General features: G+C 36.4%; 11 protein-coding genes. 7 read left to right on the top strand and 4 right to left on the bottom strand.

Annotation, left to right across the window (positions count from 1 at the left end; translation table 11 throughout):
- Positions 1-259 precede the first annotated feature (259 nt).
- From UR08_RS04210 to UR08_RS04180, 7 genes are all read left to right on the top strand, one after another.
- Positions 260-2,296, top strand: coding sequence for an immunoglobulin-like domain-containing protein (locus UR08_RS04210; RefSeq protein WP_165849943.1), 2,037 nt, complete (start codon positions 260-262; stop codon positions 2,294-2,296).
- 207 nt (positions 2,297-2,503) lie between these two features.
- Positions 2,504-3,784 carry a helix-turn-helix domain-containing protein gene (locus UR08_RS04205; protein ID WP_115752398.1) on the top strand — a complete coding sequence of 427 codons (1,281 nt, stop codon included), beginning with the start codon at positions 2,504-2,506 and terminating at the stop codon, positions 3,782-3,784.
- Between the two features lie 12 nt (positions 3,785-3,796).
- Positions 3,797-4,606, top strand: coding sequence for a hypothetical protein (locus UR08_RS04200; RefSeq protein WP_115752397.1), 810 nt, complete (start codon positions 3,797-3,799; stop codon positions 4,604-4,606).
- Positions 4,607-4,803: 197 nt separating this feature from the next.
- Positions 4,804-5,739 (top strand): ABC transporter ATP-binding protein, encoded by a 936-nt coding sequence (locus tag UR08_RS04195; protein ID WP_115752396.1) that lies wholly within the window; start codon positions 4,804-4,806, stop codon positions 5,737-5,739.
- On the top strand, positions 5,732-6,502 hold the full coding sequence (locus UR08_RS04190) for an ABC transporter permease (protein WP_115752395.1): 771 nt from the start codon (positions 5,732-5,734) through the stop codon (positions 6,500-6,502). The genes UR08_RS04195 and UR08_RS04190 overlap by 8 nt, the downstream gene beginning before the upstream one ends.
- A gap of 385 nt (positions 6,503-6,887) precedes the next feature.
- Positions 6,888-7,505, top strand: coding sequence for a Type 1 glutamine amidotransferase-like domain-containing protein (locus UR08_RS04185; RefSeq protein WP_115752394.1), 618 nt, complete (start codon positions 6,888-6,890; stop codon positions 7,503-7,505).
- A gap of 306 nt (positions 7,506-7,811) precedes the next feature.
- Positions 7,812-8,477, top strand: a complete 666-nt coding sequence (locus UR08_RS04180) for a GTP pyrophosphokinase (protein WP_205757222.1) — start codon at positions 7,812-7,814, stop codon at positions 8,475-8,477.
- Between the two features lie 36 nt (positions 8,478-8,513).
- Here UR08_RS04180 and UR08_RS04175 read toward each other — a convergent pair whose 3' ends face one another.
- The 4 genes from UR08_RS04175 to murB all read right to left on the bottom strand — a co-directional run bounded on the left by UR08_RS04175 (position 8,514) and on the right by murB (position 12,358).
- Complete coding sequence (locus tag UR08_RS04175) at positions 8,514-9,113, bottom strand: VanZ family protein (protein ID WP_115752393.1); 600 nt, start codon at positions 9,111-9,113, stop codon at positions 8,514-8,516.
- Positions 9,114-9,264: 151 nt separating this feature from the next.
- Positions 9,265-10,323 carry an AI-2E family transporter gene (locus UR08_RS04170; protein ID WP_420812299.1) on the bottom strand — a complete coding sequence of 353 codons (1,059 nt, stop codon included), beginning with the start codon at positions 10,321-10,323 and terminating at the stop codon, positions 9,265-9,267.
- A 116-nt stretch (positions 10,324-10,439) separates the two neighbouring features.
- Positions 10,440-11,372: an NADP-dependent oxidoreductase gene (locus UR08_RS04165; protein ID WP_115752391.1), complete on the bottom strand. Its 933-nt coding sequence runs from the start codon at positions 11,370-11,372 to the stop codon at positions 10,440-10,442.
- An 89-nt stretch (positions 11,373-11,461) separates the two neighbouring features.
- On the bottom strand, positions 11,462-12,358 hold the full coding sequence (gene murB / locus UR08_RS04160; protein ID WP_205757221.1) for a UDP-N-acetylmuramate dehydrogenase: 897 nt from the start codon (positions 12,356-12,358) through the stop codon (positions 11,462-11,464).
- Between the last annotated feature and the right edge of the window lie 144 nt (positions 12,359-12,502).

Below are 12,502 nucleotides of genomic sequence, written 5' to 3'. Positions count from 1 at the left end.
TATGCGTAAAAGCTCCATAAAATGTTTCACAGTTTATTCACATTTAAAAGCCCAAAAACGTACTGGTGTCCATAATCCTCTGAAAAAGCATGATATGATTCTTGTTAGAGAAAATTTTACTTTTTTAGTCAAGATTTCTCAATGTATTCAATAAAACGCGTTGAATTAAAATTCTATGTGTTTTATATACAAAGCAATAAAGGAGGATAGACAGCGTCGTTTACTATTCATTTTTCAAAACAGAGAGGGGACAGTTAAATTGTCTAAAAAAGGATTAAAAAAAGGATTCGCCATTGCCGTAATTGGTGCAGTTGCTGGCGGACAAATTCTTGCTTCAGTACCGGCGAATGTGCTTGCAGAAGAGAGTAATCAAGGAAAAGGGGAAACAAAATCGGTTCAACCAAGAGCGATTGGACTTAATTACAAAAATACATTTGATGCTTTAGAATTTTCACCTGCTTCACCCAACTCATTGAAAATCAAAGCATCAAGTAATGCGCTTATCTCGCTTGGAATAGCCAATCAAGGAGTACAACGAATTCAAATTGATCCAGAATTTAAAGAATTCTTCCAAGACCCTAACTGGAAATCTTATCTTTCCGGAACGATGTATATTCGTGCAGGAGCGGCAGGACTTTACACAAACACACAACAAATTTCGACTGTAGCAGCTAACCAAGGTGCAAATCGTTCGAGAATTGAATTTGATGCAAACAACAATACGCTTAACCTATACGGCGAACAAGTTTTAGCTTCTACAACGATGAATATGACAAATGACATTTTCATTGATCTAGCGAAATGGAACAAAGACCGTAAAATGAGCGGTTATACAAGTGTTATCGAAAGAAAACCAAGCTACACATTTAAAGTAGATGCGGTTGATCCAGATTATATCTCACTTAATTTTGGAACTAACAACTTAGCAGATAAATCGATTACGGATAATTCGATGACTTGGTTCGAAAATTCATGGATGGAAAATAGTATTGAACCAACAACTTTACAAAGTACGGATAATAAGACCTTTAAAGGGAAGACTGTACAAGATCGAATCAACGAACATCCAAAAGACTATACAGTTGAACTTTATACAAACAACACACTAATTACGAAAGATATCCCAGTAGATACTGCTGGAAACTGGAATTACAAAGGTACAACAGTTTATCCTGCTGGCACAATGATTACAGCAAAAGTAGTGGGTAAAGAACGCGAACCAAATGCAAATGGCATCATGGATGTTAGTTATTCCAAAGTAACCAACTTGACTCTCGGAGCACCTGACGAAGCACCAGTTATTCATGCTTTTGATAAAAAAATTGAACAAGGAAGTGCTTTCTCACCTCTAAGTGGTGTTACTGCAATTGATGCTGAAGATGGAGATATCACAGGGGATATTCAAGTCAATAGTACAGTTGATGTGAATGTTCCAGGTCAATATACGGTTACATATACCGTTACTGACTCAGTTGGAAATGTAACGAAAAAAGTGATTACAGTAGAAGTCGTTGCTAAAACAATCCAACAAGGTGCACTAAATCCGAATAGCTACAACATTGGAGATGGATTCGTAACAGGTACTTTCTCTGGAGGAGTTAAACGTGTTGCTTTAGAAGTAAATGGTGTTGTTTACGGTCAAGTAAATGTGCTTGATAGTGTAAACTTCCGTTACTATGCAAAAGATAAAGTAACTTCTGCATCAAATAGCGTTTATATCGTTGGTTATGATGCAAGCGGTAGACAACTTGATCGCAAACAAGTTCTCGTAAATGGTGCTTCAACAGCAGCAGGAACTGTTTATCCGAGCAACTACAGAGTCGGCGATGGATTTGTAACAGGTACTTATTCTGGTAGTGTGAAGAAAGTCGCTCTTGAAGTAAACGGCAGTGTCTACAGCAAAGTAGATGTTCTAGATGGCACAAACTTCCGCTATTACGCGAAAGACAAAGTAGCTTCTACATCTTATAATGTTTATGTAATCGGATATGATGCATCTGGAAGACAAGTGGATCGTAAAAAAGTTAACTTAAGTGGTGCTATGACGAATTCTGGACTATCGCCAGCTGCTTACAAAATTGGTGATGGATTTGTAACAGGTACTTATTCTGGCAACATCAAACAAGTTGCACTTGTTGTTAATGGCTTACAATATAGTTCTGTAGGCGTGTTAGATAGCTCAAACTTCCGCTATTATGCGAAAGATAAAGTTCGCTCTACAAGCGATAGTGTCTACATTGCTGCTTACGACTACTCTGGCCTTCAAGTAGATAAAAAAATGGTTCCTCTATATTAATAACTAACAAAAAGGGTTTTGTTCTAATGAGCAAGATCCTTTTTGTTTTGTCAAAATCCTTATTTTATTACAAAATAAAAAGAGAAAAAGTTGTTTAGATAGGCTAGTTAAGAAATCTTTTTGCATTGTGCTTAATCACTATATTTGTAATTTTTTCTATGATAAGATACATATATAGCAAGAAACTACGCAAAAAGGGAGGAGAAAATGCTAAAAGAACGAATTAATTTCTTGATAGACAAAAAGGGGATGACTCGAAAAGAGCTTGTGAGTGGATTGATTACTTTGCCACATTTTTCTAATATTTTAACGGGACGCTATATCCTTGCTGAAGATTTGGCAGCAAGTTTTGCTAAAAAGTTAGATGTCTCAACGGACTATTTACTAAAAGCAGAAGATGTTTCGAATCATATTTTAAAAGGGACAGATGAAATCGTGAACCAGATGATCGCCTTTTCTGATATCGATGAGACTTATGTAGCCACACTGCCTAGAGAATCTGATGCTCTTGTATTTGAACTAGCTTCAAAGCTCATGACAGCGTGTTTCTATCAATCTATGAACGACCAAGACAACTATAGCGATTTACATATGGACTATTTGAACTTCTATTTAAAGGAGTTTCCGGATAGAGAAATTAGGCAGTTGCCAGCACCTCTCAAAAAAGCTTTTTATTTTTATAAGATGCAAGTTCTGCGATCTAAAGCTGAATATGAAGCAGCTAATACTTACTGTCAGCAATTACTTCCATTACTTACTGAAAACTTAGAAGCTTGGATTGCTGTTAAAAAAATAGAAATCGAAATTCTCCTTACTCTGAAAAGATTTGAACTAGCGAAAAAGCAATTAAATGAAGCCTTACGCCAAATACAGCTAAAAAACTTTAAATCGCATCTTCCAAGTCTTTATATTTTACAAAGTAATTATTATTTTTATTTGGGGCTCTATGAAGAAGCGCTTGTTAGTTTATCCAAGGCAGAAGAAAATCTTCTATATTTAGATCACGCACATATTGGGGATTATCAAGTGATGATTTTCAATAATCGCATCGTTATGCTGATTAAAACGAAGCAACTGATGGAAGCGAAAAAAGAAAGTGAACGTTTTAATGACTTTTTACAACAGCAGACACAGATTGAAAAGACATTTTTTACGCTTATTCTGCTTTATCAAGCAGATATTGCACTTCTAGGAAAACAATTCGATCAGTTGTCTTCGCTCATTCAGACACTTGAACATGCTCCGAGAACGGATGATCAAACCTATGCCCTACATTTTTACAAATCGCAACTGGCACTTGAACAAAAGAACTATGAATTCGCACAAGAGCAAGCAGAATCTTGCATTGATTATTTCGAACATAATCCAATTGTTGAACGTTTAGTTGCTTTATATGAAGTATTGGGCATTTGCGCCGAACAAAAGAGGCAATACAAAAAGTCTTCTGATATGTATAAAAAAATCGTGCAATTATTAAAAGAAAGTTAGGTGGATGAAACAATGAAAAATATCTCTCGTATCCTATGGTCACTTGGTTTTATTATGATTTTTGGAACCATTATGTATTTAATCTTTTTCCGGGACACGACTAGCGTCGACTTCTTTGATAACTCAATATTCCGGATTGGCATTTACGGAGGAATTGGACTTCTTGTTATCAGTTCTATTTTATCATTTGTCGGCATCGGCAGTTCACGAGTGAAAAACGGGGAAGCAGCACTTGGAATTATTCGCAGCCTGACCCAAACGGGAACATATTTAAATCAACAACCACAAGTTGAAATGCAAGTAGAGGTCATCAAAAAGTCAGGGGAAAGCTTTCAGTCCAGTTTAAAAGCCTTTATTCCCCTTACACAACTTTCTGCATTAGGGATTGGCACTCCGATTCCTGTTGTAACGAATGAACAGCGAAAGGTTGCTCTGCCGAAAGCAGGAGATCAGGCGCTTACCCAAGAAGAAATGCAAGAGTTGTTTGAAGAGTTTGCTGTAAAAACAGGGATGATGGATGCTGAAGCACTTAAAATTAGCAAAGAAGGCATCACAAGTTATGCGACTGTCATTGGGATGCGTCCAGAAAATAGCATGTCAGATGCTAAGGTGAATGTTTGGTTAGACCTCGAAGTAGCCTTAAAAGACCATACCACACAGCCGGTTTCCACTAAAAAAACGGTACTACAAGAAGCTTTAGACCAAGTTCAACCTGGCAAGGTCATTGAGGTTATTTACTTGGAGCACGACCCAGAAAAATTGGTGATCAAAACGAAAAATGTGGCAGAAACGGTTTTTAATACAGCGCTAAATGACAAATAGAAGTAACAACCGGCAAGCATAAAGTTTGCTGGTTTTTCTATTCTCAAGTATAATGTTTAACGCCTTCATGAGTCTGGAGTCAAGCGTTTTACTTTGGAGCGTGTTAGAATAAAATAGGGTCTTAACTGCTTGGTATTTGTCGTTTCCTAAAGTAGAAGCAGGCCATGAAATCATCGATAAGGGAGATAATAATTGAAATGACCTATGCACTTGAAATAAAAGATTTAAAAAAAGTATATGCCACTGGTGTCAAAGCCTTACGTGGAATTAATTTAAATGTAGAAGAAGGGGATTTTTACGCGCTTCTTGGACCGAACGGAGCCGGTAAATCGACCACAATTGGAATTATCACTTCATTAGTTAATAAAACCTCTGGCCAAGTCAAAGTTTTTGGTTACGATCTTGATAAAGACCTGGTTCGAATGAAGCAACAAATCGGTTTAGTCCCGCAAGAATTTAACTTCAATCCCTTTGAAACGGTCCAACAAATTGTTGTTAATCAGGCCGGTTATTATGGAGTTTCACGTAAAGAAGCTATCAAGCGCAGTGAAAAATACTTAAAACAATCCAATTTATGGGAAAAGCGCCATGTTCGCGCTCGGATGCTCTCTGGCGGAATGAAACGGCGATTGATGATTGCAAGGGCGCTGATGCATGAGCCCCGTTTACTTATTCTTGATGAACCTACGGCTGGAGTAGATATCGAGTTAAGGCGTGAAATGTGGGAGTTTTTACGTGAATTAAATGCCAGTGGGACAACAATCATTTTGACGACACATTATCTGGAAGAAGCGGAAATGCTTTGCCGAAATATCGGGATCATCCAATCTGGTGAGCTTGTAGAAAACACGAGTATGAAAGCTCTTCTTGCAAAGCTTCAATTTGAAACCTTCATTTTTGATTTAGCTCCTTATGACGTAAAACCAGAAATCAACGGCTACAAGAGCTATTTTGAAGATGAATTAACTTTGGCGATTGAAGTTGAGCGTGATCAAGGTGTAAATGAAATCTTTGAACAGTTGACAGAGCAGGGGATTAAAGTTCTTTCCTTGCGAAATAAGTCAAACCGATTAGAAGAGCTGTTCTTGAAAATCACAGAAGAAGAACATCGAGTGGAGGAGAAAAATGTTTAGTCTTTATTTTACGGCTTTAAAAAGTCTTGCAGTAAAAGAAACAAACCGTTATTTACGAATTTGGGTGCAAACACTGGTACCTCCAGTGATTACGACTTCCTTATACTTCGTGATTTTCGGAAATTTAATTGGAAAGCGAATTGGGGAAATCGGCGGGTTTTCCTACATGGAATTTATTGTTCCTGGTCTGATCATGATGTCTGTTATCACAAGTTCCTACGCCAATGTTTCGTCATCCTTTTTCTCGCAAAAATTCCAGAAAAATATTGAAGAACTACTGGTTGCTCCTGTTCCAACACATGTAATTATCTGGGGCTTTGTGATCGGTGGTATGGGAAGAAGTATTTTAGTAGGGGCTCTTGTGACACTCATTTCACTGTTCTTCGTTCCACTGCATGTTTTTTCCTGGACAATTATCATTATCACGCTGTTAATGACATCCATTCTATTTTCTTTAGCGGGATTACTAAACGGCATTTTTGCTCAGTCTTATGATGATGTTTCAATTGTTCCAACTTTTGTTTTGCAACCCCTAACTTATCTGGGTGGCGTTTTCTATGCCATTTCGATGTTACCGCCATTCTGGCAAGTTGTTTCGAAAATTAATCCAATCGTTTATATGATCTCAGGATTTAGATACGGCTTTCTTGGAACAACGGATATGTCAACGGTTGTCTCCATGTTAATTCTCATTCTCTTCATTGCAGTTCTTTACTCGCTTTGCTGGTACTTAATTAGCAAGGGACGTGGACTAAGAAGCTAAGCTCGGATGAAAATATTTTAGATAGGGAATTTTAAAAGTATATTTACGATTTACCGAACAGAATCGTTGGATGAAGCCATTTGAAATGGCCATTCTAGCGATTCTGTTTTTTATGCGAGATATACTGACTGTCAATATATTTTCAAAACAAGGTGATGGAAAGTAAGAATAGTGCAGAATCAACTTGTTTATTTTCCGAATAATAAAAATATAAAATCCACAAAATAGCCACAGATTTTTAAGTCGCGATGTGGTAATCTAAAATGGGATTTATCTTTTATCGTGAAATCAACCGATGAAAATTAAACAGGTATAGAATAGTGTCAGGAATTTGCGCCTTTCAATGTTAATCTAGAACGTAAATAAAGAAGAAAAGGAGACGTTTATGAAAAATTTATTTTTAGTATCCTCATTTGCAGAAGTATCTACCGAGTTGCAGTCATTTAACAAAGAGTTGGTTGGAAAGACCGTTACATTTATTCCTACAGCTAGCAAGGTAGAAAAGATAACCTTTTATGTTAAATCAGGCAAAAGAGCTTTGGAAAGTATGGGATTAATAGTCGACCAGTTAGATTTGTCTACTGCAAAGCCAAAAGAAATCAAACAAAAGTTAAGAGAAAATAATTATATCTATGTTACTGGAGGAAATAGTTTCTTTCTGCTACAGGAACTAAAGCAATCTGGTGCGGATCAAATGATCATTGAAGAAATACAAAAAGGAAAACTATATATCGGCGAATCTGCTGGAGCCATTGTTTTGTCTAAAACAATTGAGTACATCAAGAAAATGGATAGTCCCAAAAAAGCTCCGAATCTAGATTCTTTTGCGGGATTAAATATAGTTGATTTTTATACAGTACCGCACTATAATGACATTCCTTTCAATAAAATAACCAAGGATATAGAAGTACAATATAAAGAACAATTAAATCTTTGTTGCATTAATAATAGTGAAGGCATTATTGTCGAAGGCACTAACAAACGAATTACTAGCACTATTTAACTACACTAAAAACACCTGAACATCATCATATAGTTAAAAAATATAAGCAAGAGTTACGATTAATGAATAGTCTTAAAAAGTAAGGGGGAGAACGAAACTCCTCCTTACGAAAAATAATTTTTCTAGTTTACATAATATATATTATAGGAAGTAATAGTAAAACCAAAAGAATAACTCTTATGATAACTATTTTAGATTCTAGGTGTCTTATACTTCTTTTTATCTATGTTGCGACGTTTTAGTGGCTTTTATATCGGGAATCATACATATGTGTCCACCTAATTGTTTCTAAGGAGTCGATTGCTTATGGAAAATAAAGAAGTTATGCGCGAGTTACAGCGCTGGCTTGGTGATAACCCTCAATTTGAACAAAATATGGCCTTCCTTGAGGATTTTCAGTATTTAATGATGTGTTATCGCAGTTCAATTAAAGAAGTTAAAACCAAACTAGAAATTCTTGCTGATGAGCTCTCGCTTCAGAAAAAACGCAGTCCAATTCATTCGATTGAGTCTAGGATTAAAAAACCTAAAAGTATCGGTGAAAAATTAATTAAACGTGGCAAAACGATTTCAATTGATAACATCCGAAATGAACTAAATGATGTCGCTGGAATTCGTGTTACTTGTTCCTACGTGGATGATGTCTATGATATTGTAAACATGCTTGTTTCTCAAGATGATGTCGAATTGATCCGTACCAAAGATTATATTAAAAACCCAAAAGAAAGCGGATACAGAAGTTTACATATTATCGTTGCAATCCCGATCTTTTTATCTGAAAAAAGTGAGATTTTTCGTATTGAAATCCAAATTCGTACGATTGCTATGGACTTTTGGGCAAGCCTTGAGCATTCCTTACGTTATAAAGGCGATGTCCCCCCTGTAGCCTTCAAAAAGCTTGAAGATGCAGCTACAAACATTTCAAAAATGGAAGATCAAATGCTCACAATTCGTAAATATATAGAAGAGTAACTTTCTTTAAGAACGCCAACAAAAGCGCCCCCAGTGTTAGGATGCGCTTTTGTTGGCGTTCTTTTTACTGACAATGAAATTCGCAAAACGTATCATTAAATACCCCGTCATAATACCACATACGTTTAAGAAAATATCTCCAGTATCAAAATATCCAACAGCTAAATAATATTGAGTAGTTTCAACAGCAATAATTAGTGCTACTGCAAGGGAAAATGCTTGATAGCTCCTTAGTTTCCACATTAAGAAACCAATCGGGATAAACGCAATGACATTGCCGATTGTAATTACCCGTAAATTTCCTGCTAAAAATGGTTCGATGAAACTGAATGTGTCAAAGGATATTCCGCGTGCATGGGAATCTTTTGCAAATAATAAAAAGACTAAACATCCGAAATAAATCAAATACGAAATGATCAATAATTTTAAGTTTAATTCTAAACTCATTATTTGTACAGCTGCTAAATAAACAAGCGCTGCCGTAATTGCAATGGTTATATAATCAATAAAGCTATAATTTCGCATTAGTTGGTTCAAATAAAAGTACATCCAGCCTTCGAAAAAATGAAAATAAAGGAAAACAGCTAGTAAAACGGAGGTTACAGGTAGCACTGTGAATATAAGTATTTTTTTCAATTTAAATTCCTCCTTTAACTAATGATTGCTTTCATTATAAAACAAAATAGTTAAAGAAGTTTTAAACAGCAAGAAAGAAAACTTAAAAATCTTCTTGTAAAAGTGTTAATTCACCCTTCTTCTCTCTTTCAGCATAAAACAAGATCCAGCTTTAGCTCTCTGGATCTTGTTTAGGGTTCTTCTTTGGCTTCTTTTCTAAAAGGTGTTCAGCTTGATTAGTCACACCGAGTACATCAAGGAAGAACATAACAACTGGAATTCCAACAATTAATCCCCAAATACCGAAGAAATGCTCCCCGAAGATTAAAATGATAAACGTGTAAAAAACTGGTAAGTCAGTTTTAGCAGACATCAATTTTGGATTTAGTACATAAGATTCGAGCGCATGAATCACTACCACAATCAAAATAATGTAGATCAGATATTGAACTCCACCAATGGTATAAGCGATGATTGTGAGCGGGATCATCGAAATGATTACACCCGCAACAGGAATTAATCCTAGTAAAAAGACCATGATGGAAAGTGTCATCAATTGTGGAAATCCTAGTATCCATAAGGCAAGTGTTGTGAGCGCGCAGTTAACAACAGCAATTAAAAACTGCGCTTCGATTACCTTTCCGAAAGTAGCTACAAATTTTTGACCAAAATATTTTACTTCTTCATAAATGAAAGCTACTTTACTCGTTGCAAATTGGTTCGTAAACCGAATGAGTTGATCTTTCCCTAATGAGAAAAACAAACTCAGCATTAAAGCAATAAACGCATTGAACAGCACGGTCCCGATATTCGTTAAGTAAGTGACGATAATCTGCACACCTTGCTCAGTATATTTCATAACATCAACTTGGTTGGCCAGACTAACAATATAATTAATAAACTCATTATCACTATCATCTGTTGTAAAAAATTGATTGATGAAGTTCACTAACTGTTTAATTTGGTCAGTTAAAAGCGGTACATATTTAACGACCACAAAAACAAGACCTAGCGCGATTACTGCATAAAGCAAGAGCACAATAATCTGCCGATAAATCGAAATTCTCCGTAAAATGAAACCTTCAAGGCGCGTAATCAAATATGAAAAAATAAAAGTCAGCAAAATAATATCCATCATGCTCCGTAGCAAATACAATATAAATGCGACAAGAACAAAAACAGCAACACGCCGTACACTTCTGTTTTTAAAAAACTGTATCAAACTATCCAAAAGGTGAAATCCTCCCATTCTAAAATGCCTAATCTCATTGTACCAAATAACCCGCTATGATGCATGTTCGAACACAAAAAACCCGGCAAGAAACCGGGGATTTTGCTTCACTTATTTTATTTCGCTACTTCGATGACAATTTTACCTCTCACATGCCCTGTTTCACTTAACTCATGGGCTACTTTTACCTTTTCAAGTGGAAATCTTGCAGCAATTTCTGTTTTTATTTTACCTGCTTCAATGTAATTACGAAGCTCATCTAAATCTGCGCCACTTGATTTCACCCAAAGTCCTTTTGCATTTGCTCGTTTTTCTTTCGCCAATTTTGGATCTGGCGTTCCAGCAATTGAGCCAATTCTTCCGCCTTCTTTTAGAATCGAAAAACTTTCAATTTGACTTTTGCCTCCTATCAAATCGAAAACAACATCAACCGGTTCTATATCCAAACTGTCATTTTTCGTATAGTCAATGACCTCATCTGCTCCGAGACTTTTGACATAATCAATATTATTAGGTCCTGTTGTTGTCACTACATAGGCACCCAAAATTTTGGCGATTTGAATAGCAAAACTTCCAACTCCGCCAGACCCCGCAGAAATAAAAACCCGTTCGCCTTTATCTAGTCCAGCAAAGTCTCTTAGGGCTTGATAAGCCGTTAGCGCTGCCAGTGGAACAGAAGCAGCTTCTTCAAAATTTAAATTGCTTGGTTTCTTTGAAACAAATAATTGATTCACCGCAATTTTTTCTGCGTAAGAGCCATTTCGACTTGTATCCGCACGTGCGTAAACTTCATCCCCTGGTTGAAACATTGTGACTTCTTTTCCAACTTCCTTTACAACCCCTGAAACATCAAGTCCAAGAATAAAGGGAAAAGGGATATCGATTATTTGTTTTAAATAGCCTTGACGTAATTTCCAATCAATTGGATTAACGGCTGCCGCCTTCACTTCAATTAATACATCATCATCTTTTAATATCGGGTCCGGAAAATCATCTACATACTGAAGTACACTACTGTCCCCGTATTCATTCATAATGATAGCCTTCATTTTATCGACTTCCTTTCAAAAAAACATCTCTCCACAACCATTATTTCCTATTCTTACTTTTTTAAACATAAGAAGACAAGCGATCAGAATCACTTGTCTTCTCCAATAATCTTCACTTCAGTTTCTAAATCTACACCAAAATTACGTTTTACTGTTTCTTGAACATGATGGATCACTTTCATATAGTCTGTTGCTGTCGCTTCACCTACATTTATGATAAAACCCGCATGCTTCTTGGAAACTTGCGCACCACCAATTTGAAAACCTTGCAAGTCACTATCTTGAATCAACTTTCCAGCAAAATGGCCTGGTGGTCTCTTGAAAACGCTACCGCAAGACGGGAATTCAAGTGGTTGCTTCGCTTCACGTGCTTCCGTAAGTTCCGCCATTTTAGTTTCAATGGGCTGCCTTTCTGAAAGTTCTAGCGCAAACTCTGCACTTAATACAATATAATCTTTATCGGCAATCGTACTTCTTCGGTATTTAGCAGCTAGCTCTTCTCGCTTTAAATATAGCAACTCGCCAGAACGTGTTAAAACAGTTGCTGCGTCAAGTACATCACTGATTTCCCCGCCATAAGCACCAGCATTCATATAAAGCGCCCCACCAACAGATCCTGGAATCCCGCAAGCAAATTCGAGACCGCTAAGTTGCGATTCCAGTGCGAACCTTGAAACATCAATAATTTTTGCACCACTTCCAGCAATCACTCGTGTTTCTTCTCTTACAATTTCATTCAGTAAATCAAGGTGCATCACAACCCCGCGAATGCCCCCATCTTTTACAATCAAATTCGAGCCATTCCCAAGAACAGTTAGCACAATCTGGTTTTCATGGCAATACTGAACAAGTTTTTTAGCTTCATCAATCGTTTTTGGCATAGCAAACAGATCTGCTTCTCCGCCTGTTTTCGTATACGTGTACTTTGCTAGGGATTCATTTTGTTTTATCAAAAGATCTGGTATTTGAATACCTAAATCTTGCATTAGATTTTCCACTCTTTTCAAAACCTTTCCATTCTAGTTCTTACATCTAGGATTGTTTGAAACCTCACCTTCTATTTTAACACGAGAGCAATATTTTACAAAATAAATCTTTATAATTTCTATTTACCGTTAAAAAATGGTAAA

Origin of the sequence: Listeria kieliensis (assembly GCF_003369925.1) — a bacterium.
In the GTDB taxonomy this organism is placed as follows: Bacteria; Bacillota; Bacilli; order Lactobacillales; family Listeriaceae; genus Listeria; species Listeria kieliensis_A.
The sequence above is the reverse complement of the archived record's forward strand: the minus strand, read 5'-3'. Positions and strand labels throughout refer to the sequence as shown.